The sequence below is a fragment of the Enemella evansiae genome, assembly GCF_004362375.1.
GTDB lineage: Bacteria > Actinomycetota > Actinomycetes > Propionibacteriales > Propionibacteriaceae > Enemella > Enemella evansiae.
This window is the reverse complement of the sequence record NZ_SNXA01000009.1, coordinates 26,295-49,210: the sequence shown is the minus strand read 5'-3', so window position 1 is coordinate 49,210 and position 22,916 is coordinate 26,295. Positions and strand designations below refer to the sequence as shown.

Annotated in this window: 20 protein-coding genes; 12 read left to right on the top strand and 8 right to left on the bottom strand. The window is 69.2% G+C overall.

Translation table 11 applies throughout. From position 1 onward, the window contains the following. The first annotated feature begins 34 nt into the window (after window positions 1-34). Genes C8D81_RS08385 through recR form a run of 3 tightly spaced genes read left to right on the top strand, consistent with a single transcriptional unit; the run spans window position 35 to window position 3,220 of the window. Window positions 35-2,251 carry a DNA polymerase III subunit gamma and tau gene (locus C8D81_RS08385; protein WP_229123794.1) on the top strand — a complete coding sequence of 739 codons (2,217 nt, stop codon included), beginning with the start codon at window positions 35-37 and terminating at the stop codon, window positions 2,249-2,251. Window positions 2,252-2,289: 38 nt separating this feature from the next. After that, entirely contained in the window at window positions 2,290-2,607 is a 318-nt protein-coding gene (locus C8D81_RS08380; RefSeq protein ID WP_094401987.1) for a YbaB/EbfC family nucleoid-associated protein, read from the top strand. A 13-nt stretch (window positions 2,608-2,620) separates the two neighbouring features. Continuing rightward, the gene (gene recR / locus C8D81_RS08375; protein ID WP_094356353.1) at window positions 2,621-3,220 is read left to right on the top strand and encodes a recombination mediator RecR; all 600 of its coding nucleotides are present in this window, start codon (window positions 2,621-2,623) and stop codon (window positions 3,218-3,220) included. A 461-nt stretch (window positions 3,221-3,681) separates the two neighbouring features. On the opposite strand, the gene C8D81_RS08370 is transcribed toward recR, so the two are convergent. Beyond that, the gene (locus C8D81_RS08370; RefSeq protein ID WP_229237945.1) at window positions 3,682-4,989 is read right to left on the bottom strand and encodes an ankyrin repeat domain-containing protein; all 1,308 of its coding nucleotides are present in this window, start codon (window positions 4,987-4,989) and stop codon (window positions 3,682-3,684) included. Between the two features lie 269 nt (window positions 4,990-5,258). Here C8D81_RS08370 and hisD (C8D81_RS08365) point away from each other — a divergent pair, with 269 nt between their 5' ends. From hisD (C8D81_RS08365) to C8D81_RS08345, 5 genes are all read left to right on the top strand, one after another. Continuing rightward, window positions 5,259-6,584: a histidinol dehydrogenase gene (gene hisD, locus C8D81_RS08365; protein WP_094401745.1), complete on the top strand. Its 1,326-nt coding sequence runs from the start codon at window positions 5,259-5,261 to the stop codon at window positions 6,582-6,584. Window positions 6,585-6,642: 58 nt separating this feature from the next. After that, the gene (locus C8D81_RS08360) at window positions 6,643-7,977 is read left to right on the top strand and encodes an ABC transporter substrate-binding protein (RefSeq protein ID WP_166646730.1); all 1,335 of its coding nucleotides are present in this window, start codon (window positions 6,643-6,645) and stop codon (window positions 7,975-7,977) included. 61 nt (window positions 7,978-8,038) lie between these two features. Beyond that, window positions 8,039-8,908 carry a carbohydrate ABC transporter permease gene (locus C8D81_RS08355; RefSeq protein WP_166646729.1) on the top strand — a complete coding sequence of 290 codons (870 nt, stop codon included), beginning with the start codon at window positions 8,039-8,041 and terminating at the stop codon, window positions 8,906-8,908. Then, window positions 8,901-9,782 carry a carbohydrate ABC transporter permease gene (locus C8D81_RS08350; protein WP_094356349.1) on the top strand — a complete coding sequence of 294 codons (882 nt, stop codon included), beginning with the start codon at window positions 8,901-8,903 and terminating at the stop codon, window positions 9,780-9,782. Before C8D81_RS08355 ends, C8D81_RS08350 begins: the two co-directional genes overlap by 8 nt. Before the next feature lies 1 nt (window position 9,783). Beyond that, window positions 9,784-10,470: an alpha/beta fold hydrolase gene (locus C8D81_RS08345; protein ID WP_094429834.1), complete on the top strand. Its 687-nt coding sequence runs from the start codon at window positions 9,784-9,786 to the stop codon at window positions 10,468-10,470. 4 nt (window positions 10,471-10,474) lie between these two features. On the opposite strand, the gene C8D81_RS08340 is transcribed toward C8D81_RS08345, so the two are convergent. The 3 genes from C8D81_RS08340 to hisD (C8D81_RS08330) are packed head-to-tail and all read right to left on the bottom strand — an operon-like array spanning window position 10,475 to window position 13,304. Then, the gene (locus C8D81_RS08340) at window positions 10,475-11,218 is read right to left on the bottom strand and encodes an HpcH/HpaI aldolase family protein (protein ID WP_094429835.1); all 744 of its coding nucleotides are present in this window, start codon (window positions 11,216-11,218) and stop codon (window positions 10,475-10,477) included. After that, on the bottom strand, window positions 11,215-11,982 hold the full coding sequence (locus C8D81_RS08335; RefSeq protein WP_094429836.1) for an SDR family NAD(P)-dependent oxidoreductase: 768 nt from the start codon (window positions 11,980-11,982) through the stop codon (window positions 11,215-11,217). The genes C8D81_RS08340 and C8D81_RS08335 overlap by 4 nt, the downstream gene beginning before the upstream one ends. Next, on the bottom strand, window positions 11,979-13,304 hold the full coding sequence (hisD, locus tag C8D81_RS08330) for a histidinol dehydrogenase (RefSeq protein WP_094429837.1): 1,326 nt from the start codon (window positions 13,302-13,304) through the stop codon (window positions 11,979-11,981). The genes C8D81_RS08335 and hisD (C8D81_RS08330) overlap by 4 nt, the downstream gene beginning before the upstream one ends. A gap of 165 nt (window positions 13,305-13,469) precedes the next feature. On the opposite strand from hisD (C8D81_RS08330), the gene C8D81_RS08325 reads away from it, so the two are divergent. From C8D81_RS08325 to C8D81_RS08310, 4 genes are all read left to right on the top strand, one after another. Beyond that, window positions 13,470-14,492, top strand: a complete 1,023-nt coding sequence (locus C8D81_RS08325; RefSeq protein WP_094356344.1) for a LacI family DNA-binding transcriptional regulator — start codon at window positions 13,470-13,472, stop codon at window positions 14,490-14,492. A gap of 110 nt (window positions 14,493-14,602) precedes the next feature. Continuing rightward, window positions 14,603-15,601 carry a nuclear transport factor 2 family protein gene (locus tag C8D81_RS08320; RefSeq protein ID WP_133625900.1) on the top strand — a complete coding sequence of 333 codons (999 nt, stop codon included), beginning with the start codon at window positions 14,603-14,605 and terminating at the stop codon, window positions 15,599-15,601. Between the two features lie 14 nt (window positions 15,602-15,615). After that, window positions 15,616-16,809, top strand: coding sequence for a cupin domain-containing protein (locus tag C8D81_RS08315; protein WP_133625899.1), 1,194 nt, complete (start codon window positions 15,616-15,618; stop codon window positions 16,807-16,809). Further along, window positions 16,806-17,615, top strand: coding sequence for a nitrilase-related carbon-nitrogen hydrolase (locus tag C8D81_RS08310; protein WP_133625898.1), 810 nt, complete (start codon window positions 16,806-16,808; stop codon window positions 17,613-17,615). Before C8D81_RS08315 ends, C8D81_RS08310 begins: the two co-directional genes overlap by 4 nt. Window positions 17,616-17,628: 13 nt before the next feature. Here C8D81_RS08310 and C8D81_RS08305 read toward each other — a convergent pair whose 3' ends face one another. The 4 genes from C8D81_RS08305 to C8D81_RS08290 are packed head-to-tail and all read right to left on the bottom strand — an operon-like array spanning window position 17,629 to window position 22,869. Next, complete coding sequence (locus C8D81_RS08305; RefSeq protein ID WP_094426737.1) at window positions 17,629-18,180, bottom strand: HdeD family acid-resistance protein; 552 nt, start codon at window positions 18,178-18,180, stop codon at window positions 17,629-17,631. 39 nt (window positions 18,181-18,219) lie between these two features. After that, window positions 18,220-19,389 (bottom strand): hypothetical protein, encoded by a 1,170-nt coding sequence (locus C8D81_RS08300; RefSeq protein WP_133625897.1) that lies wholly within the window; start codon window positions 19,387-19,389, stop codon window positions 18,220-18,222. Between the two features lie 19 nt (window positions 19,390-19,408). Then, entirely contained in the window at window positions 19,409-20,836 is a 1,428-nt protein-coding gene (locus tag C8D81_RS08295) for a rhamnulokinase (protein WP_133625896.1), read from the bottom strand. Further along, window positions 20,833-22,869, bottom strand: a complete 2,037-nt coding sequence (locus C8D81_RS08290) for a bifunctional aldolase/short-chain dehydrogenase (RefSeq protein ID WP_094429842.1) — start codon at window positions 22,867-22,869, stop codon at window positions 20,833-20,835. The genes C8D81_RS08295 and C8D81_RS08290 overlap by 4 nt, the downstream gene beginning before the upstream one ends. Window positions 22,870-22,916 lie beyond the last annotated feature (47 nt).

The following is a 22,916-nucleotide window of genomic DNA, read 5'->3' as shown; positions in this document are numbered from 1 at the left end:
CGAGTCGACCGATGCGCCCTCCGAGCCTGCCCCCGTGGCACCGCCCGCGGAGCCGATCGCCGAGCGTACGCCGCCCGCGCCGCCTCCGACCGCGCCGCTGGCGCTCTACCGGCGCTATCGCCCCGACACCTTCGCCGAGGTCATCGGGCAGGAGCATGTCACCGAACCGCTGCAGCGCGCGCTGGTCAACAACCGGGTCAACCATGCATACCTCTTCTCCGGCCCGCGCGGCTGCGGCAAGACCACCTCGGCGCGGATCCTGGCCCGCTGCCTGAACTGTGAACAGGGTCCGACCCCGACCCCGTGCGGGGTCTGCCAGTCCTGCCAGGATCTCGCCCGCGGCGGTCCCGGATCGATCGACGTGATCGAGATCGACGCCGCCTCGCACGGTGGCGTCGACGACGCCCGCGACCTGCGCGAGCGGGCCTTCTTCGCCCCGGTCAACAGCCGCTACAAGATCTACATCGTCGACGAGGCGCACATGGTGACCACGGCGGGCTTCAACGCCCTGCTGAAACTGGTCGAGGAACCGCCGCCGCACGTCAAGTTCATCTTCGCCACCACCGAGCCGGAGCGGGTGATCGGCACCATCCGCTCGCGGACCCACCACTACCCGTTCCGGCTGGTGCCGCCGAAGGTGCTGCAGTCCTATCTGGGCGAGCTCTGCCAGGCCGAGGGGATCGCGGTCGAACAGACCGTGCTGCCGTTGGTGGTACGCGCGGGTCAGGGCTCGGTGCGGGATTCGCTGTCGGTGCTGGACCAGCTGCTCGGCGGTGCCGCCGAGACCGGCGTCTCCTATGCCCAGGCGACCGCGCTGCTCGGCTACACCCCGGACTCGCTGCTCGATGAGATCCTCGACGCCTTCGCCGCCGGGGACGCCGCCGGTGTCTTCGCCAGCGTCGACAAGGTGATCGAGGTCGGTCAGGATCCGCGGCGCTTCGGTGAGGACCTGCTGCGCCGGCTGCGGGATCTGGTGATCATCGCCGCGGTGCCCGATGCGCTCGGCTCCGGGCTGGTCGAGGCCGCCGAGGACCAGGGCGAGCGGCTGCAGGCCCAGGCCGCCGCGCTCGGTGCCGGCGAGTTGACCCGGGCCGCCGAGGTGATCGCCGCCGGGTTGACCGAGATGCGCGGCACCACCGCGCCCAGGCTGCACCTGGAGCTGATGTGCGCCCGGGTGCTGCTGCCCGGTGCCGACGTGGACGACCGCGGCCTGCACGCCCGCCTCGATCGCCTCGAACGGCGGATCGGGATGGGCCAGCCGGCCGATCGGCAGCAGCCGGTCGAGCAACCCGCCGCGCAGCCCACGGCTCCGCAGCCCGCTGCCCCGGAGCCCGCTGCGCAGGAGCCGGCCACCGCGCCGCGTCCCGAAGAGCGGCCCGCACCCGAACCGGTCAGCCCCGCCGCGCCCACCCCGGCAGCGGAACCGGCACCGCGCCCGGCCGAACCGACACCCCCGGCACCGGCACCGGCGGCCGAGACCCGGCCGGCCCCGCAGCCGCAACCTCCGGCCCCGCAACGGCAACCACCGACCCCGCAACCATCCGGGTCGGCCGGTGGCTTGAGCACCGCCGATGTCCGCCGGTTGTGGCCGGATGTGCTGGAGGAGGTCAAGGGCCGCCGCCGGTTCACCTGGATCCTGATCTCCCAGAACGCCCAGGTGCACGAGGTCCGCGACGGGGTGCTCACCCTGGCGCTGAAGAATGCGGGAGCCCGCGAGTCGTTCGGCAAGGGTGGCAACGAGGACGTGCTCGTCGACGCCCTGGTCCAGGTGCTCGGCAGCAATCTGCGGATCCAGACCCTGGTCGACGACGCCCCGGCACCGGCACCCGCCGAACCCGCCAACCGGGATCCGTGGGCCGGTGGCGGACCCGGTACGCCGGCACCGTCGGCCAGCCCGCCCTCGGCCGATCCGCCCCCGGCGGCACCCACACCCCCCGCACCGGCCACCCCGGCAACCCCGGCCGCGCCCGCCGGGCCGCCGGCTGAACCGCAGGGGCGTACCGATCCACCGGCGGCACCGGCAACTCCCTCCGGTGCCGAGGCCGCCCAGTTCTCGGCCCGCGCCCGGGAGAGCATCCGGCCGACCCGCAAGGCCGCCGACCGTGGGTCGGCCGACGAGGAGCCCGAACCGGATCCCTACGAGGATTTCGACCCCGATTCCGCCGAAGACGTCGCGGAGAGCTCGCACAGCGAACTGCTCAGCCGACACCTCGGCGCGCAGCTCATCGGCGAAGAGGACTCGGGCGCATAGGCTTGGGTCGAAGAACCCACGATCAACAGGAGAACCGGATGATTCCCCCCGACGGTGGCATGGACATGAACGCCCTGCTCGCCCAGGCACAGCAGATGCAGGCCCAGATGCAGCAGGCACAGGAGGAGATGGCCTCCGCCGAGTTCGAGGGCACCGCGGGCGGTGACCTGGTCAAGGCGACCCTGAGCGGCACCGGGGAGATCAAGGCCCTGGTGATCAAGCCCGAGGCCGTCGATCCCGACGACACCGAGGCACTCGCCGATCTGGTGATCGCCGCGATCCGCGACGCCAACCACAAGGTGCAGGCGATGACCGAGGCGAAGTTCGGCGGCATGGCCAACGGCCTGGGCTTCTGAGCGGCGGACCACCTTGTACGAAGGACCGGTTCAAGACCTCATCGACGCCCTCGGCCAGTTGCCGGGGGTGGGGCCCAAGAGCGCCCAGCGGATCGCCTTCCACATCCTCTCCGCCGACCCGGCCGAGGTCGAACAGCTCGCCGACACGCTGCGCCGGGTCAAGGAGACGGTGAAGTTCTGTGAGGTCTGCTTCAACGTCTCCGAATCGGAGCGGTGCCGGGTCTGCCGCGATCCGCGCCGCGACCAGACCTCGATCTGCGTGGTCGAGGAGTCCAAGGATGTGGTCGCGATCGAACGCACCCGCGAGTTCCGCGGCACCTACCACGTGCTCGGCGGGGCGATCTCGCCGATCGAGGGCGTCGGCCCCGGTGACCTGCACATCCGCGAGCTCTGCCAGCGGTTGGCCGACGGCACCGTGACCGAGGTGATCGTCGCCACCGACCCCAACCTGGAGGGCGAGGCGACGGCCACCTACCTGACCCGCCTGCTGCTGCCGATGGGTGTCAAGGTGGCCCGGCTGGCCAGCGGCCTGCCGGTCGGCGGCGATCTGGAGTACGCCGACGAGGTCACCCTCGGGCGGGCCTTCTCCGGTCGCAACTACATGACGGCGTAATTTTCTCGGCTCGCGCCCGCGCGCCCAATCCCCGCTCTTCATCGCAGTCGTCGAAATCCACGCGGAGGTTCGGCGTGGCGAATGTCGGTGACGCGGGGATTTCTCCTTGGTGCTCTTCCAGAGCGGGGGCGCGCTTGCCGACGCTCGCCTGATCTTCTCGGCTCGCGCCCGCGCGCCCAATCCCCGCTCTTCATCGCAGTCGTCGAAATCCACGCGAGGATCTTCTTGCTGGTTTCGTCGGTGACGCGGGGATTTCTCCTTGGTGCTCTTCCAGAGCGGGGGCGCGCTTGCCGACGCTCGCCTGATCTTCTCGGCTCGCGCCCGCGCGCCCAATCCCCGCTCTTCATCGCAGTCGTCGAAATCCACGCGAGGATCTTCTTGCTGGTTTCGTCGGTGACGCGGGGATTTCTCCTTGGTGCTCTTCCAGAGCGGGGGCGCGCTTGCCGACGCTCGCCGAGTGCTCAACCGCCGCGGGCGGCGAGGGTGTCGGCGATCTGGCGGTAACCCTTGTCGCGGGCGAGCTGCAGCGGGCGTACCCCGTCCTTGTCGGCGATCCGCGGATCGGCGCCGTTGTCCAGCAGGATCGACACGATCTGCTGGTGGCGCTCCCCGCCGTCACCGAGGACGACCGCCTCGAGCAGTGCGGTCCAGCCCAGGTTGTTGACGTGGTTGATCTGGATCTCGCGGATCGGTGCCACCCGGCGTACATAGTCCACATGGCCGCGCTCGCTGGCCGGGATCAGTGAGGTGCCGCCGAAGCGGTTCCGCTTGGTCAGATCCGGGTGATAGCGCAGCAGATTCTCCGCCATCGGCACCGAACCGGTGACCCCGGTGACCAGCCACGGGGTGTCCTGCTGCTGGTCCACCGCGTTCGGATCGGCGCCCAGCGCCAGCAGGATCCGGGCCACCTCGACATGGTTGCCGGTCACCGCGAGCAGCAGCGGGGTACGACGGCGGTCGTCGGTCGCCGCCAGGTTCGCGCCGGCGCGCAGGGCCTGCACCGCCCGGTCGGCGTCCCCGGTGCGGGAGGCCTCCAGCAGCGCCCGATCGGGATTGTCGGGACGCGGCGCCTGCAACCCCCGGCGCAGGGTCTCGGCCAACCGGTCGAAACCGCGCTGCTCCGCCAACTGCAGCGGTGTGCGGCCCTCGCGCCCGGAGCGGCGGTCGAGCTGGACGCCACCGGCGATCAGCAACCGCACCGTCTCCACATAGCTGTCGGTGTTCTTGCCCAGGAAGACCGCCTCATGGATCGCCTGGTAGCCGATCCGATTCACATGATCCCGGTCGATCCCGGCCTTGAGCAGCCGGCCGACCACCGGGCCGTGGCCCCGCTCGGCGGCCCGGATCAGCCCGGTGCCGTTCCAGGAATCCTTGTCGTTCAACTCTGCGCCGTTCGCCATCGTCAACTCGAGCAGCTCGTCATAACCCTCACTGGTCGCGACCAGGTACGCCGACTGCTGGGTGTCGTCCTTGGCGTTGACGTCCGCGCCGCGCTCGATCAGCGACCGCGCCGCCGCCACGTCATTGCGCCACGCCGCGTCGCGCAACTGCTGGTTCAGGGCGGCCTGGTCGGGCATCGGGGTCTCCTGCGACGGGGTGGGGGACGGGCTGGTCGTCGGTGCCGCGGCGGTCGTCGCGGGCACGGTGCTCGCCGGAGGCGCGACCGGTGGGGACGGCACGGGGGAGGGCGGCGGGGGTGCGGATGCGGTGCAACCGGTGATCCCGACTGCCAGCCCCGTCGCCAGCGTCGCCCGCAGCCAACCCGTCATCGCACCCTCCCTGGTGGTCGGGGCAAGCCTGCCACAGTGGGTCAAGCGTCCGATCGGGCTCCTGGGGCCGATCGGCCGGTGCGTACGCCGAACACCGGCCAGGACTGCTGACAAAGTCGGCGACCGGCAAACGGGAATGCATACGTAGAACCACCATGCCCAGACGGCCAGCGGAACAACAGGTTAGGGCGACCTGAGTTGCCGGACAGTAGTGAGATTTCTTCGAATCACCCTTGCGCCAACAGGCCTGACCTGTGCATTGTATGCGTATGCACTTGAATCCTGAGGACCGTGATCTGATCACCGGTGGCTTCACCGTGATCAAGGAGCCGCCGGGCCGGGACGCCCCTGCCCAGCAGGACCCGCAGGTGATCGCGACGGTGAGCGAGATGCTGCGCACCATCGAGCAGCAGGGCATGGACGCCGTGCTGCGCTACGCCCGCGACCTGGACGGCTTCACCGGCACCGACGTGGCGATCGACCTGACCGCCGCCGAGGCCGAGTTCGCCGAGCTGCCGGAGTCGCTGCGCGCCGCACTCGACACCGGGGCGGAGCGGACCCGCCGCTTCGCCGCGATGCAGCGCGAGCACCTGGTCGACTTCTCCGCCGAGGTGACCCCGGGGGTGGTCTGCGGGCAGAAGTACGTGCCGGTCGGCAACGTCGGCTGCTATCTGCCGGCGGGCCGGTTCCCACTGCTGGCGAGCGCGTTCATGACCGTCGGCGTGGCCCGCGCGGCCGGCGTACCCAACATCGTCTCCTGCACCCCGCCCAGCCGCGGCGGCCGGGCACACCCCGCCGTGCTCTACGCGGCCCGGGCGGCCGGTGCGGAGAAGGTGTACGCCCTGGGCGGTGTCCAGGCGCTCGCGGCGATGGCCTTCGGGCTGCTGGACGGCGTACCCGCGGACATGATCGTCGGCGCCGGCAACGCCTTCGTCGCCGAGGCCAAGCGCCAGCTCTACGGCAAGGTCGGCATCGACGTGCTGGCCGGGCCGTCCGAGGTCGCGGTGCTCGCCGACGACACCGCCAGCGCCGAGATGGTCGCCGCCGATCTGCTCGCCCAGGCCGAACACGGCCCGACCAGCCCCGCCGCTCTGGTCACCACCTCCGAGCGGCTCGCCAAGGAGACCCTCGACGAGGTCGACCGCCAGTTGACGGGCCTGGCCACCCGCGACATCGCCGGCAATGCCTGGCGGGACTACGGATCGGTCTATCTGGCCGAGGACCGCGAGACCGCCTGCCAGATCATGGACATCCTCGCCCCCGAACACCTGGAGGTGCTCGCCGAGGACCTGGACTGGTGGCTGGAGCGGCTGACCAACTACGGTTCGCTGTTCCTCGGCGACTGGTCCACCGTGGCGTACGCCGACAAGGGGATGTCCGGCACCAATCACGTCCTGCCCACCGCCCGCGGCGCCCGCTACACCGCCGGGTTGTCGGTGCTCGGTTTCCTCAAACAGCTCACCTATCAGCGGGCCAGCCGGGAGGCCACCCGCGCCCAGGCGGAGCCGGTGGTCACCATCTCCGACTTCGAGCAGATGCCCGCCCATCGGGATTCCGCGCAACTGCGGCTCGATCTGATCGCGCAGCAGAACTGAAACCCGGTCGCCACCGATGTCGACCGGGATGCACAGCCAGCCAAGGGAGGAAACGACTGTGTTGACCAAGAGCAAGTTCAAGCCAAGCGTGCAGAAGAGGATGCTGGTGGCCGTCGGTGCGGCCATGGCCACCAGCCTGGTGCTGAGCGGCTGTGGTGCCGGTTCGCGGACCGCCGCCAACACCGCCACCAAGGTCGCCTGCGACTTCGCGAAGCCCGCCAACCCGGTGACGATCAACGTGCTGGCCTACAACTCCTCGGCGGTCGATCCCTACACCAACACGATGGTGGCGAGTTGCTCCAAGGACGGAGTGACGGTGAAGCACGACCCGATCGACTTCGCCGGCCAGGTGCAGAAGACCCAGGCCACCCTCGGCAGCGACAAGGGTTCCTACGACATCCTGGAGACCTATTCCTTCGTCGTCCCGACCTTCGGGTCGCAGGACAAGCTCGAACCGCTGGATGACTATTTCAACAAGTACAAGGACAAGTACGGGCTCGGTGAGATCTCCCCGGAGATGATCGAGTCGGTCACCTATGACGGCAAGATGTACAACCTGCCGATGCAGGCCCAGGTGCACGTGATGGCCTATCGCAAGGACATCCTCGACAAATACGGCATCCAGCCGCCGAAGACGATGGAGGAGCTGCGGGCCGCCGCCCAGAAGATCCAGGCCGGCGGGGAGATCAAGTACCCGGTCGCGCTGCCCTGGCTGGCGAGCTCCGACATCGCCACCTGGTATGCGAACACGATGCTGGCGCAGAACAAGCCGTTCGTCGATCCGCAGTCCAAGAAGCCGAACTTCGACTCACCGGAGGCCAGGAAGGCCCTGGAGGAGATGAAGTCGCTGCTGCCCTACATGGATCCGCAGGTGACCACCTTCGACCAGCCCAAGGTGCAGCAGCAGATGTACAACGGGTCGGCGGCGATCTCGGTGATGTTCTCCGGCCGGATGAACGATCTGGTGCAGCAGAAGAACTCGCAATACTTCGACAAGATCGGATTCGCCGCCCCGCCCGCGGTGACCTCCGGTGGCAAGACGATCGCCTCGCTGTCAGTAGATGGCTGGTCGATCCCGAAGAATGCCAGTGCGGACAAGGATCTGCTGTTCCAGATCGCGGCCTCCTCGGTGAGCGAGGAAGCGTCGAAGGCCTCGGTTCCGGCGGCTTTCCCGGCCCGCAAGGGAATGGCGACCGAGCAGAACTCGCCGTACGCCAAGGCGGCCAACGAGTCGATGGGCAATGTTCCGGCCCCGCAGCCGTACCCCTACATCCCCGCGGTGACCAGTGCGATCACCCCGATCGTCGCCAAGGCGGTGGGCGGTCAGCTCTCGGTCGATGAGGCGGTGCAGCAGATGCAGACGGAGGCCGAAGCGGCGGTGGCCAAGAGCTGAGCGTTCGGGGGAGTACGCCGGGCTGCGGCGTACTCCCTCGGCCGAAGCGAGGAGACCTGGAATGAAACGTCGTGAATTCTGGCTGCTGATCGCCCCGAGCCTGCTGATCATGTTCGGCTTCCTGGCGGTGCCGGTCTACCGGACCATCGTCTGGAGCTTCCAGCAGGTCACCTACGGCTCACCCGGCACCTTCGTCGGTTTCGACAACTACACCAGTGCGCTGACCGATCCGCGATTCCTGGAGGCGGTCTGGTTCACCGTGCTGCTCACCGCGGCCGCGGTGGTGGTGATCCTGCTGTTCGGCTATGTGCTGGCCAATATGATCAACCGGCTGAAGCGGGCCCGGCCGGTGGTGCTCGGCATCATGCTGATCGCCTATGTGATCCCGCACGTGGTCGGCGCCACCGCCTTCTCCTGGCTCTTCGACACCAACTTCGGCGGGGTCGCGAATCTGATCGTCAGCCAGTTGACCGGCCAGGAGGTGCTCTGGTTCACCGATGTCTGGCCGAACCGGTTGGTCATCCTGCTGAACGTCGTCTGGTCGATGCTGCCGTTCGCGATGCTGATGATCCTGGCCGGCCTGCAGGGCGTGCCCGAGGAGTCGCTGGAGGCGGCCCAGATCGATGGTGCCGGCCCGCTTTCCCTGCACTGGCACGTGATCCTGCCGACCATTCGCGGGGTGATGGTGTTCGTCTCGCTGGTGCTGGTGATGGACATCCTGCGGGTGATGGACAACCTGATCCCGCTCAGCCCGCAGGCGACCTCGATCGGCAATGAGTCGATCATGCTCTATGTCTTCCACATCGCGTTCACCGAGGGCAATCCCCAGCTCGGCCTGGGCAGTGCGATCAACGTGCTCACCATCATCTTGATCCTGCTCGCCCTGTGGCCCTTCATCCGCGGAATCCTCAAGGAGGCACGAAATGGCTGAGCTCGCCTCTGCCGATCGGCTGATCCATGCAACCCGCACCGCGCGCCCGCGCGGCCGGACCCGGCCGACCACGGTGCTGATCGGGTTGTTCCTGCTGGCCACCTGCGTGATCATGCTGGCCCCGTTCCTGTGGACGACGATCTCGGTGATCAAGCCGACCGATGTCGCCTTCGCGAACCCGCCGGTGTGGACCTTCGCGCCGACAGGTCAGGCGTTCGTCGACCTGTGGCAGACGACCGACTTCTACAAATACCTCATCAACACGATCGTCGTCGCGGTGATCTCCACCGTGGTCGCCCTGGTGATCGGCCTGCCGGCGGCCTATGCGCTGTCCCGGTTCCCCAGCTACGTCTCGGCGATCATCCTGGTGATCGCGTTGATCTTCCGTGCCCTGCCGCGATTCTCGGTGGTGCTGCCGATGTATGAGTTCACCAAGTCGATCGGCATCTATGACACCACCCCGGCACTGGCCCTGGCGCTGATCGCGATCAACCAGCCGTTCTCGATCTGGCTGCTGCGCAACTTCTTCGCCGAGCTGCCGATCGAACTCGACGAGGCCGCGATGATCGACGGCTGCACCCGGTTCCAGGTGCTGCGCCGGATCATGATCCCGCTGATGGGACCGGGCATCCTGACCGCCGGGATCTTCGTGTTCCTGTTCGCCTTCCAGGAATACCTCACCGCCGTCGTGCTGACCGATGTGAACGCCAAGACCGTGCCGGTGTTCATCGCCACCCAGCTCGGCCAGACGCTGCCGATGCTGCAACAGGCCGGTGCGGCGACGATCCTGCTCACCCTGCCGGTGGTGGCGATCGCGTTCTTCGCCCAGAAGTACCTGGTCGCCGGGCTGGCCTCCGGTTCGGTGAAGGGCTGAGGTGGCCGGTACGCCGCTGGTCCTGCTGCCGGGGATGAACTGCACCGCGGAGCTCTGGTCGCCGGTGCTGCAGCGGCTGGGTCGCGAGGCACTGACCCCGGTCATCGACGGTGCGGATCTGGAGGACTCGGTACACCGGTTGCTGGCCCGGTTGCCGGACCGGTTCGCGCTGGCCGGGCTCAGCCTGGGTGGCATCGTGGCGATGGCGATGCACCGGATCGCGCCGCACCGGATCACCCGGATCGCCTTGCTGGACACGAATGCGCTGGCCCCCACCGACGCGCAACGGGCCGGCTGGCAGCAGGTGCGCGACCGGCTCACCGGTGGCCTGACCGCTGCGGCGTACCAGACGGAGATCCTCGACCTGCTGATCACCGATCAGCACCGGGACCGGCTCGCCGGGCCGGTGATCGCCATGGGGGAGCGCACCGGCTCGGCGCTGCTGGCCCGCCAGCTGCAGATCCAGCAGACCCGGGTGGCCGAGCTGCCCGGGCTGCACCAGGTCGCGGTGCCGGCGATGGTGCTGCACGGCGAGCGGGACGCCCTCTGCCCAGCTGTTCGGCACCACGAGATCGCCGCAGCGATCCCGGGGGCGGTGCTGGTGCCGGTGCCGGATGCCGGTCACCTCACTCCGTTGGAGGCTCCCGACGCGGTGGCCACCGCCCTGGGGCAGTGGCTGCGAGCCTGAACGCTCAGTCCGGCCGGACCGCGGCCGCGCGCTGGAAGAGCTCGAGCTGCAGCGCGGTCAGGTTGTAGACGACCAGCTGGGCGCCCTCGGCGTACGCCGCAACAGCCGCGTCCACGGTGTTGCGGATGTCCATCCGCCAGGTGCCGGTCGCCGCGCAGGCGCGATGCACCGCGGCCACCGACTCGGCCGGTGTCGGATCATCCGCCCCGGTGGCGGCGGCCAGATCGGCGGTGCCGATCATCACCGCGTCGATCCCCGGGACGGCGAGGATCGCCGCGCTGTCGGCTGCGGCCTGCGGTGACTCGATCATCGCGACCACCAGGGTGTGCTCCAGCTGGTGCCGGCGGTGTTCCTCGGGTGGCACGGTGCCGAAGCGACCGGCCCGCGAATAGGTGGCGAAACCGCGATTCCCCTGCGGCGGGTAGTGCACCGCGCGGACGAGCTCCTCGGCCAGCTGCACCGAATCGGTGTGCGGTGCGACGATGCCCTCGGCGCCCTGGTCGAGGGCGCGCAGCACCAGTTGGGGTTCGGAACCACCGACCCGCACCAGCACCGGCACCCGATACATCGATGCGGCCGCGATGTGCTGGCGGACCGCCTGCACCTCACTGGGGCCGTGTTCACAGTCCAGCAGGATGAAGTCCATCCCGGCCACCGCGAGCATCTCGATCGTTTCCTCGTTGGGAATCCGGACCAGGGCCCCGATCAGCCGCTCACCGGCGTCCAGGCGCTGCCTGATGCTGCTCATGCGACCATGCCACCGGACAGATCGATGTCGGCACCGGTCATTCCCGGCAGCTGCAGCATCGCCAGCACCGCCTGGGCGACCTCCTGTTCGGTGACCATCCGGCCCAACGCGGCCCGGGAGACGAAGGCCTCCCGAGCGGCCTCGGATCCGGCACCGGTGCGCTCGCCCTCCATCCGGAAGTTGCGGTCCATCCGCTCGCCCTCGACCGGACCGGGGGAGAGGGTGTTCACCCGCACCCCGGATGGGCCGACCTCGAACGCGAGGGTCTGGGTCAACCCGATCACCGCCATCTTGGAGGCGCAGTAGGGGGTCCTTCGGATCAGCGGCCGTTTGCCGGAGACCGAGGCGATGTTGATCACATCGCCGGTGCCGCGCTCGATCATCGGCGGCAGGAAGGCGCGGCACATCAGATAGGTGCCGCGGACGTTGATGTCGAACACCTCGTCCCACTGTTCGGGTTCGATCTCGATCAATGGCGCCACCGGCCCGGCGATGCCCGCATTGTTCACCAGCACGTCGATCCGCTCGTCGGACAATCGTTCGGCGAGCTCCTCGACCTGCACCGGATCGGAGACGTCGACCGTCTCCACCCGCGGCCGGCCACCGAGCTCCGCCGCGACCCGGGTGAGCTTCTCAAGAGTCCGGCCGGTGATGATGACGCGGATGCCGGCGGCATCCAGGGTCCGTGCGATCGCCGCCCCCAGGCCGTTGCCGCCACCGGAGACCAGCGCGGTCCGCCCGGCGAGCGGATCGTCGCCGCTCACCGGACCGCCTGCAGGGAACCGACCTCGTCGATCCAGGCGAAATCCCTGCCCAGATGGCGATTCGCGCGGGCGTCACCGGAGCGGGCATGCCCCTCGAACAGCTCCACCCGGGCGGCGCGGCCGCAGACCAGGCCCAGCTCACCGCTGGCGGCGGGATCGCGGATCTCCTGATAGGTGCAGGTCTTCAGATACTTCCCGACCCACAGGCCACCGGTGTAGCGGGCGGCGCCCAGGGTCGGCAGCACATGATTGGTCCCGATCACCTTGTCGCCGTAGGAGACACAGGTGTTCTCACCGAGGAACAGTGCGCCGTAGTCCTGCATCCGGGTCAACGCATCCCGGGGTTCGCTGGTGAAGACCTGCACGTGTTCGGAGGCGAACTCGTCACCCAGTTGCCACAGCTCGTCCATCGAGTCGGCCACGATCACCTGGCCGTAGTCACGCCAGGCGACCTCGGCGATGTCCCGGGTCTGCAATCCGGGCAGGATCTCTTCGATCAGCTCGAGCACCCGAGCAGCCTGCCCCTCATCGGTGGTGACCAGCACCGCCGGCGAATCCGGGCCGTGTTCGGCCTGGGAGAGCAGGTCGACCGCGATCAGGAAGGGGTCGGCGGTCTCATCGGCCAGGATCAGGATCTCGGTCGGCCCGGCGAACAGGTCGATCCCGACCTCCCCGAACAGCTGCCGCTTCGCCTCGGCCACATAGGCATTGCCGGGCCCGGCGATCACGTTCACCGGTTCCATGAACTCCGTCCCGATCGCCATCGAGGCGACCGCCTGCACCCCGCCGAGCACGTAGATCTCATCGGCGCCGGCCATCTTCATCGCCGCGATCGTCGCTGCCGGGATCTCGCCGCGGATCGGTGGCGTACAGGCGACCACCCGGGGGACGCCGGCGACCTTGGCGGTGATGATCGTCATGTGCGCCGAGGCGGTGAGCGGATACTTGCCACCGGGGATGTACGCCCCGGCGGAGGCGACCGGCACATGCGTGTGGCCCAGGAACACCCCGGGCAGGGTCTCCACCTCGATGTCGGTCATCGAATCCCGTTGTGCCTGGGCGAAGCCGCGGATCTGCTCCTGCACGAAGGCGATGTCGTCGATCACCTGCTGGTCCAGGGTGCCGATGATCTGCTGGATCTGTTCCTCGGACAACCGGAAGGACTCCGGCTCCCAGTTGTCGAACTGCGCGGAGCATTCCCGCACCGCTGCCTCACCGCGTCCGCGGATTTCGGCGATCAGCTCGGTCACGCGCTGCTGCACGTCCGCCTGATTGGTATCGATGAACGACTTCGAGCGTCCGGACTTGAGAACCTTTGACACCGTGAACCTCTCGTCAATAGCATACGTATGCCCTACATTGAAGGCGGTGTCGATGACGCCGTCAAGGGGTAACGGGGACCCGGGTCGGGAATCGTGCCCGAGTGGACCGGTCGCGCCGTGGGTTAGCCTGTGACGGCTTGGCCCGCACGTGGTGGTCCGACGCCCATGAGCAACACGGGAGGTGCTGTGGTCACCAGTCAGGACGTCGCGCGCTATGTCGGCGTCTCCCAGCCGACGGTCTCCCGCGCCCTGCGCGACGACCCCAAGGTGTCCGAGGCGACCAAGACCCGGATCCGCGATGCGGCCCGATTGCTCGGTTACGTGCCCAGCGCCACCGGCCGTGCCCTGGCGGTGGGGCGCTCGCACCGGATCGGCCTGCTGCTCACCGATGTGGAGAACGCGTTCTATCCCCATCTGATCGCGCCGTTGTACCGGGAGCTGCGCGCCACCGGATACGAGATGGTGCTGCTGCCGGAGTCCGAGGAGGCCGATCCGGTGGCCGAGCGGATCATCGCCAACGGGCTGGACGGGGTCGTGCTCACCACCTCGACCACCGACTCCGCGCTGCCGATCCGGCTCCGTGATCGGCGGCTGCCCTTCGTCTACTTCAACCGCACGGTACCGGGGGTGGCGGCCGACTCGGTGGTCGTCGACGCCACCGCCGGGTACGCCGCCGCGGCGCGCCGGCTGGCGGAGCTGGGGCATCGCCGGGTCGGTGCGGTGCTGGGTCCGCAGAACACCAGCACCGGCCTGCACCGCGAGGCCGTGTTGCGCGCCGCGCTGAGCTCCGCCGGCCTGGTGCTCGACGAGGCCGCCTGCCGCCGCGGACCCTTCGATGTGGCCTCCGGCCATGCCGGGATGAGCGAGATCCTCGACCTGCCGGAACGCCCGAGCGCGGTCGTCTGCGGCAACGACGTGGTGGCGGTCGGGGTGCTGAACGCCGCCCGCGAGCGCGGGGTCCGCGTCCCCGAGGAGATCTCGGTGCTCGGCTTCGACGACCTGCCGATGGCCGGTTGGCCGCTGCTGGACCTGGCCACCGTGGCCTTCGACCTGCCGGGCATGGCGCGCGCCGCGGTGCGCCTGATCGCCGAGCGGGCGGAGGGGCGCGCCGAGGACACCTTCACCCAGCAGGTCTTCGAGAGCTCGTTCCTCGAGCGCGGCAGCATCGGCCCCGCCGACCGCGGCTGATCGTCGGCGGGGCACCCTCGGATTCCGGGCAGGGTCTTGCACACATCAATGCATACGCATACAGTCACGTTGACTGAACTCGGCGGCCCCGTGGTGGGCAGGAGGAAGACATGGCACTCGATGAGGTGGCCTACCGGCCCTATGCAGATCCCGACGCATTCATCCGGGAGGTCACCGACCTGATCTGGGTGGACAAGGACATCTCGCACATCTACGACAACTACGAGCCGGACTCGATCGTGCACGGCCCGTTCGGGACCGCGATCGGTGTGGAGCAGGTGGTCCAGGGCAGCACGATGCGGATGGCCACCGACTACGACCACGTCGGGCAGGCCGAGGACGTCATCTGGGAGGCCCGCGGTGACGACGCCTTCCTCAGCTCGCACCTGGTCTTCGCCAGCGACCCGGTGGACACCCCGAACGGGCGCCGGATCACCAGCAGCCGCACCATCGCCAACTGCCTCTATCGGCGCGGCCGGATGGTGGAGGAATGGGTGGTCCGCGACGAACTGACGAAGTGCCTGAACCGGGGGCTGGATCCCGATGAGGTCGCGCGTCGGCAGAAGTTCGTCGGCTATCAGCCGAGCCTCACCGACGATCCGCCCGCCGATGTGCTCGCCGCCGGTGATTCCGGTCCGCGACCGGATGAATACCGGGGCGAGTGCGAGCTGGTGCTGGAGATGATCGACAGCGTCTGGAGCCGCCGGAATCTCAACACCATCAAGGATTTCTTCGACCGGGACCTGTTCCTGCACACCGTCGGTGACGCCACCTTGATCCGGCCCCGAGGCTACGGCCAGGCGACCCTGGACCTGGTCTCGGCGTTCCCCGACGCCACCTTCGAGGTGCGCGATGTGCAGACCAACAACGGCGTACGCTACGGCGGCCTGCGGATCGCGGTGCTCTGGAAGATGCGCGGCAGCTACACCGGTATCGCGAAGTTCGGCCCGCTCACCGGTGCCCCGATCGACCTGCTCGGCATCTCCCAGTTCCAGCTGCACGAAGGCCGGATCGTGCGCGAGATGCGTGTCTACGACGAGATCGGGCTGCGTGCCCAGATCAACGCCACCCGCGGTGACCTGGTGCACGAGTTCGACAACCTCTACTGATCCGGAGAAAGCCAATGCCCACAGCAGTTCCCACCATCAGCGCCGAAGAGCTCCGGCGCCGGACGATCGCCCGCACCGACTGGGTGCCGTGCAAGGCGGCCTTCATCGACTGCCGCACACCCGGTTCGGATCTGAAGGACAACTACTCCTTCATCGGGGTCGGTGTCTCCCAGAGCTCCGAGCAGTTCATCAACCTCTCCGAACCGCACGGCTTCCAGACCGGTGCGGCGGGCATGCCGCACGGCACCACCAACAGCCTGCACCTGCACTTCACCGCCGAGGTCTTCCTGAACTTCGGTGGCACCTACCGGGTGCGTTGGGGGGCCGACGGCAACGAGGGTGAATATCTCTCCACCGACGGGGACATCATCTCGGTGCCGCCGTGGATCTTCCGCGGATTCACCAACGAGGGCGAGGATTCCGGCGTGCTGCTCACCGTGCTCGGTCACGACGACACCGGTGGCATCATCTGGGGCCCCTCGGTGCTGCGCCAGGCCGAGAACCACGGTCTCTACCTGAGCGCGGACAACATGCTCATCGACACCGTCAACGGGCAGCCCAAACCCGATGACGCCGAGCTGATCACCCCGATGGAGCAGCGGTCGATCGACCAGCTGACCCACTACACCCCGACCGAGATGCGCACCCGGGTCTCGCAGGTCGGCGACCGGGTCTTCGACCCCGACGCGCTGCTCTGCACCCGGGCGGCCGGCGGTGCGGCCGGTCTCGATCTGGTGATCGGCTACGGGATCAGCGAGAACCGGCGGCAGGCGCCCCGGCTCACCGAACCGCACAGCTTCAACCTGGCGGTGCTGCGTGCCGAGGCCGGGCAGGGCATCCTGCGGCATCGCCACGACCAGCCGTCGGTGCTGATCGGGCGTACCGGGGTCTGGGAGGTGACGGTGAACGAGGCCGAGCAGGCACGCACCGTGCGGGTCGGCCCCGCCGACCAGATCTCGGTGCCCCCCGGTGCCTGGCGCAGCGCCCGCCTGGTGGAACCGGCCGCCGGCGAGGATGCCGGGGAACTGGTGATCGTCTGCGGCGGTGATGGCCGGGTGCTGCTGGACTGGGCGCCCGAGGTGGTCGAACAGGCCGCCGCCAACGACTGGGTGCTCGACCCCAACGGTTATCTGGCGCCCCGATCGGTGCTGCCACGGACGGCGCTCGCCGCCTCGCGGGCCCGCCAGGAGTGGCTCGCGGCGCGATGATCACCGTCGCCGCCGCCCAGCTCCCGCTCGACATCACCGATCAGGCGGGCAGCCGCGACCGGGTCCTCGACGCCCTGGACCGGTTGGCACCGGCCGCCGATCTGGTGGTGCTGCCGGAACTCGCCAGCAGCGGTTACGTGTTCACCGACAGCGCCGAGGCGCTCCGGCTCGCCGAACCCCTGGACGGCCCCTTCGTCACCGCGCTCGCCGAACGCTCCCGGCGGCACGGGTGCGTGGTGGTCGCCGGATTGGCGGAACGGGACGGTGACCGGCTCCGCAACAGTGCGGTGCTGGTCGAGGGCGGTGAGCTGCTCGCGGTGCACCGCAAGGTGCACGCCTGGGGCACCGAGGCGGCGATCTTCACCGCCGGTGACGAACCGGTACCGGTCGTTGCGACCACGATCGGCAGGGTCGCGCCGCTGGTCTGCTACGACCTGGAGTTCCCCGAGCTGGTGCAGTCGGCAGCCCGCCGCGGCGCCCAACTGCTCGCCGCACCGGTGAACTGGCCCGCCGATGGCGCACCGCCGGCCGGTGAGCGGCCGGTCGATGTGATCCGGGCCCAGGCGATGGCGGCCATGCACCGGGTGTTCGTGGTGGTGGCCGACCGCTGTGGTGTCGAACGCGGTCAGCACTGGGTCGGCGGTTCGGTGATCGTCGGGCCGGATGGCTATCCGCTGGCCGGTCCGGCAGCCGCCCCGGTGCCGACCGAGCTGCTGGTCGAACTCGACCCGGCGCTCGCCGAGGACAAGCGACTCGGCCCGCACAACCACGTCTTCGCCGACCGGCGGCCGGCGGCGTACGGCTGAGGTTTCTGGTTGCTCAGCTCAGGTTGCGGCTGTTCTCCTGCTTGAGCGCGGACCGCAGCTGGATGCCGCCGATCACCAGCAGGACGCCCCAGATGATCGCCATGATGCCGATCCACAGGCTGATGCCGACCGCGGCCGCGCCGGGATTGGCCGCGAACAGGATGCCGGCCAGCAACCAGAGCACACCACCGAGCACCAGCAGCCAACGCCGCCCGCCCCGGCCGGCGCTGAAGGCCGAGATGATCTCCATGATGCCGCGCACCATCAGCCAGATGCCCAGCACCCAGGTGAGTGCGACCGCGCTCTGGAAGGGCCGGATCAGGGCGATCAACCCGGCCAGGACGCCGATGATGCCGGCGATGATCAGGAAGACCCGGCCCGCGCCGCTGGCGCCGCGGCGGAAGGCCAGCACCAGCATGATGATGCCGTCGATCAGGGCGTAGGCGCCCCAGATCAGCACGAGCGTGAGGATTGCGGTGGCCGGCCAGATGCTCGCCAGGATGCCGAAGAGGATAGCGAGGATGCCGGAGATGATGAGTGAGGTGGAGGTCCGTAGGGTCAACATGATGACCGCCCTTCCGGTGGATGCGTTACTCGCATGCTATTACCGCGGGAGCGGTTTGGGGCCGAAGTCTGGCGGATCGGGGTGCCCGATGTTCTCCCAGACGAAGGACGGCACCCAGCTGAGGAACTGCCGCAGGAACTCCAGGTGGTGGTCGATCGCCTCGTGCGAGTATGCGAAATCGGTCCGGTAGACACCGCCGTCGATGTCGAAGGCCGGTGCCCCGCGGGCCATCAGGAACTCCATCATCCGCGGATGGATCACGTCGTGGCAGAACCGGGGATCGTCCCCGCGCACCTTGAACCTCCGGTTGAAGGCCGCGCTCTCGAAGGTGATCGGGCGGGCGAAGAGCTCGAACCGGTTCAGCGACAGGTTGCCGAATCCGCTGGGAACCCAGACCTCGAAGAGATCCTCGCGATGATGATGGGTCTGGGTCTGGGTCTGCGTGCGGCCCTCGGAATCGGTCGAGGTGGTGGTCGTGGTGGTCGTCCAGTGATGGGTCAGCGCCACCCAACGCATGCCGTGGTGCTCACCGAACAGCACCCGCTCCGCCTCCCCGCGCGCGCCGTTGGTGCGGACCACGTCGAGCCAGGAGTCGTCCTGCTCCCGATAGGTCCAGTGCGGCCGGCCGTGGACGCTCAGCTCATTCGGTACCAGTGGTTGCGGAGCATTCGCCGGGATCGCCGCCACCAGGGCCCGCTGGATCGCCGACGCCTGCTCGACGGCCGTCTTCAGTTCATCCGGGTCGACCGGTACGCCGCAGAGGACCAGCGCGGCGCCGTCCAGGCTGAGGTGCAGCGGGCCCGCCCGATAACCGGCCGCGGCGGCCTCGACCGCCGGCCGGATCGCATCGATGAAGGCCGGGTCCTGACCCTGCCAACCGTTGGCGGTGAACCGGGTCTCGGGCACCGATCGGGGCAGCGGCAGCACCAGCACCTGGTTGTCGAAACCGTCGGAGTCGTAGCGGAACACCTTGAACGGCGTCCCCCCGGCCGTCTGACCGGTGATGAGATCCTTGACCCGGCGCCGCTCGCCGAGACCGAACGGCGGGCAGTTCAACCGGTATGCCGGCTCGGGTCCCGGTGCGGACTCGAAGGCCCAGCCGTGACCGCGCAGCTTGTTGATCCGGATCTGCCGGCGCACCGCGATCGTGATCGCGATGGCCAGCGGGATGCCGACCACCAGCACCACCACGAGCCACCACGCATCCATGCGGCGATGGTCTCAGCTCTCAGGGGCAGTAGCGGCGGAGTTCCTGGCTGGTTGCCAACCGGCGGCGCAATTCCTCCAGGGTGGTGGGTGCGGCACCATGGGCGCGCGCCTGGACGAGGACATTGCCCAATGCGGTGGCCTCCACGGGGCCGGCGATCACCGGCAGCCCGGCGGCCTGCGCCACCAGCCGGCAGAGCAGCTCGTTCTGCGAACCGCCACCGACCAGGTGGATGGCCTCGATCCGCCGCCCGGCGAGCTCGGCCGCACGGCTGGCGGTGTTCGCGTACGCCGCCGCCAATGAATCGAGGATGCAGCGCACCAGACCCGCGCGATCCTGTGGAACCGGGGCACCGGTACGCCGCAGCGCGGCCGCGATCCGCTCCGGCATCCCGTCGGGGGCGATGAACTCCTCATCGTCCACGTCGATCAGCGGCCCACCGGGGGCGACCTCGGCGGCCGCCGCCAGCAGCGCCGCCTGGTCCGCTTCGGCGTCCCAGGCCCGCAGGCACTCCTGCAGCAGCCAGAGCCCGCCGACGTTGCGCAGATAACGGATCCGGCCGTCCACACCGCGCTCATTGGTGAAGTTGGCGTCCCGGCTGGCCTCGGTCAGCACCGGCTCGTCCAGCTCCACCCCGACCAGCGACCAGGTCCCGCTGGAGGCGTACGCCACATTCCGCGAGCTCGCCGGCACGCCGACCACCGCCGACGCGGTGTCGTGCGACCCCACCGTCGTCACCACCGCATCGAACCCCCAGCGCTCGGCCAGCTCCGGCCGCAGCCGGCCACGGACCTCACCGGGTTGGTCGATCGGCGGCAGCATGCCGGCCGGAATGTCCAGCGCCGCAAGCATTTCGGCAGACCAGTCGCCGGTGCGGACATCGACCAGGCCGGTCGTCGAGGCGTTGGTGGCCTCGGTGCGCAGCACACCGGTCAGGTGGTGGGCGAGCAGGTCCGGCAGCAGCACGATCCGCGCCGCCCGCGGCCACAGCGGCCCCGAGCGTTCGGCCGCCAGCTGGTATCCGGTGGTGAACGGCAGGTGCTGCAAGCCGTTGATCGCATACTGCTGTTGCCGATCGATCCGGGCATCCAGTTCCGGCACCGCCCGCGGGCCACGGTCATCGCGGTAACTCATCGGATCGGCGAGCAACCGGTCCTCGGCGTCCAGCAACCCGTAGTCGATCGCCCAGGTGTCGATGCCGATCGACTCGGTCTGCGGGTAGGCCTCGGCCAGCGATCCCAACCCCTGTTCGACTTCGGCGACCAACCGGGACCAGTCCCAGCGCAACCCGTCGGGGGTGCGTACCGCCCGGTTGCCGAAGCGGTGCACCGTGTGCAGCTCCGGCCGGCCAGCGGTCAGGACGCCGGCCATCACCCGGCCCCCGGAGGCGCCGATGTCGATCGCGCCGAACACCCGCGCCCCCGCCGGGGCGCCCGACGGCCCGGTCATCGCAGGAAGGCGGCGGCCACGCCCGCATCGACCGGCACGTGCAACCCGGTGGTGTGGCTGAACTCCTCGGAGGTCAGCGCGGCCGCCGCATTGGCCACGTGCTCGGGCAGCACCTCCCGCTTCAGCAGGGTGCGCTGGGCATAGAAGGCACCGAGCTCGCTCTCCGGTACGCCGTAGACCGCGGCCCGCTTGGCACCCCAGCCGCCCGCGAAGATCCCCGAACCCCGGACCACACCATCGGGGTTGATGCCGTTCACCCGGATGCCGTGCTCACCGAGCTCGGCGGCCAGCAGCCGCACCTGATGGGCCTGGTCGGCCTTCACCGCGCTGTAGGCGATGTTGTTGGGGCCGGCGAAGACGGCGTTCTTGGAGGAGATGTAGACGATGTCGCCACCCAGGCCCTGTTCGATCATCGCGCGCGCCGCGGCCCGGGCGATCAGGAAGGATCCCTTGGCCATCACCGCGTGCTGGGTGTCCCAGTCGCCCTCGCTGGTTTCCAGCAGGGGCTTGGAGATCGACAGGCCGGCGTTGTTCACCACCAGGTCGACACCGCCGAAGGCGAGCACCGTCTCGTCGACGGCGGCCTGCACCTGGGCGGCGTCGGTGACATCGGCGCCCACCCCGATCGCCACATCCGGTCCGCCCAGCTCGGCCGCGGCGGCGCGGGCCTGCTCGGCGTCCAGATCGGCGATCACCACACAGGCGCCCTCGGCGGCCAGCCGGGTCGCGATGGCCCGGCCGATACCGGAGGCGGCACCGGTGACCAGCGCGATCCGGCCGGCATGGCTGCGTGGCTTGGGCATCCGGGCGAGCTTGGCCTCCTCGAGCGCCCAGTATTCGATCCGGAACTTCTCCGACTCCTCGATCGGGGTGTAGGTGGAGATCGCCTCCGCGCCACGCATCACGTTGATCGCGTTGCGATAGAACTCCCCGGCCACCCGGGCGGTCTGCTTGTCCTTGCCGTAGCTGAACATGCCGACCCCCGGGATGAGGATGATCGCCGGATCGGCGCCGCGCATCGCGGGCGAGTCTGCGGTGGCGTAGCGCTCGTAGTAGCCGCGGTAGTCCTCCCGGTAGGCCTCGTGCAGCTCCCGCAGTCGGGTGGTCACCTGGTCCAGCTCGGCATCGGCCGGCAGGTCGAGAACCAGCGGCTTCACCTTGGTACGCAGGAAATGGTCGGGGCAGGAGGTGCCCAGCTCGGCCAGCCGATCGAGCTGATCACCGGCCAGGAACTCGAGCACCTCCGGGGCGTCGTTGAAGTCACCGACCATCCGCCGGTCGGTGGAGGCGATGCCGCGCAGCAGCGGTGCCAGGGCGGCGGCCCGGGTGCGGCGCTGCTCGGCCGACAGGGCCTCGAAACCGCTCCGCGGCGCACCGAAGGGTTCGTCGGTGCCGTGCTCGTCGATGTAGCGCTGTGCGGTCTCGATGATCATCAGTGAGTTGGCCTCGGCCTCCTCGGAGGTGTCCCCCCAGGCGGTGATGCCGTGACCACCGAGGATCACCCCCTTCGCCGCCGGGTTCTCGGCCTTGATCTTCGCGATGTCCAATCCCAGTTGGAATCCCGGCCGCCGCCAGGGCACCCAGGCGACCTGCTCGCCGAAGATCTCCTTGGTCAACCGCTCGCCGTCGGCGGCCGTGGCGAGCGCGATCCCGGCATCGGGGTGGAGGTGGTCGACGTGGGCGGCCTCGACCAGGCCGTGCATCGCGGTGTCGATCGACGGTGCGGCGCCACCCCTGCCATGCAGGCAGTAGTCGAAGGCCGCGACCATCTCGTCCTCGCGCTCCACCCCCGGATACACCTTCGGCAGGGACCGCAGCCGGTCCAGGCGCAGCACCGCCAGCCCTGACTCCTGCAGCGTGCCGAGGTCACCACCGGAGCCCTTCACCCAGAGCAGTTCGACATCGGCGCCGGTGACCGGGTCGGTCTCGGTGCCCTTGGCCGAGGTGTTGCCGCCGGCGTAGTTGGTGTTCCGCGGATCGCTGCCGAGGCGGTTCGAGCGGGCGAGCAGATCGGCGACGGCCTGGTGGGTCATGTCGCTGGTTTCCTTCCGGTGTGTCGAAACAGGGAGTTCGGGGGGAC

Bases quoted from the DNA above. Each gene is read 5' to 3' on its own strand.
- C8D81_RS08380 (WP_094401987.1), top strand. From the start codon at position 2,290: ATGATTCCCCCCGACGGTGGCATGGACATGAACGCCCTGCTCGCCCAG.
- C8D81_RS08370 (WP_229237945.1), bottom strand. From the start codon at position 4,989: ATGACGGGTTGGCTGCGGGCGACGCTGGCGACGGGGCTGGCAGTCGGG.
- hisD (WP_094401745.1), top strand. From the start codon at position 5,259: ATGCACTTGAATCCTGAGGACCGTGATCTGATCACCGGTGGCTTCACC.
- C8D81_RS08355 (WP_166646729.1), top strand. From the start codon at position 8,039: ATGAAACGTCGTGAATTCTGGCTGCTGATCGCCCCGAGCCTGCTGATC.
- C8D81_RS08350 (WP_094356349.1), top strand. From the start codon at position 8,901: ATGGCTGAGCTCGCCTCTGCCGATCGGCTGATCCATGCAACCCGCACC.
- C8D81_RS08340 (WP_094429835.1), bottom strand. From the start codon at position 11,218: ATGAGCAGCATCAGGCAGCGCCTGGACGCCGGTGAGCGGCTGATCGGG.
- C8D81_RS08325 (WP_094356344.1), top strand. From the start codon at position 13,470: ATGAGCAACACGGGAGGTGCTGTGGTCACCAGTCAGGACGTCGCGCGC.
- C8D81_RS08320 (WP_133625900.1), top strand. From the start codon at position 14,603: ATGGCACTCGATGAGGTGGCCTACCGGCCCTATGCAGATCCCGACGCA.
- C8D81_RS08315 (WP_133625899.1), top strand. From the start codon at position 15,616: ATGCCCACAGCAGTTCCCACCATCAGCGCCGAAGAGCTCCGGCGCCGG.
- C8D81_RS08310 (WP_133625898.1), top strand. From the start codon at position 16,806: ATGATCACCGTCGCCGCCGCCCAGCTCCCGCTCGACATCACCGATCAG.
- C8D81_RS08305 (WP_094426737.1), bottom strand. From the start codon at position 18,180: ATGTTGACCCTACGGACCTCCACCTCACTCATCATCTCCGGCATCCTC.
- C8D81_RS08300 (WP_133625897.1), bottom strand. From the start codon at position 19,389: ATGGATGCGTGGTGGCTCGTGGTGGTGCTGGTGGTCGGCATCCCGCTG.
- C8D81_RS08295 (WP_133625896.1), bottom strand. From the start codon at position 20,836: ATGACCGGGCCGTCGGGCGCCCCGGCGGGGGCGCGGGTGTTCGGCGCG.
- C8D81_RS08290 (WP_094429842.1), bottom strand. From the start codon at position 22,869: ATGACCCACCAGGCCGTCGCCGATCTGCTCGCCCGCTCGAACCGCCTC.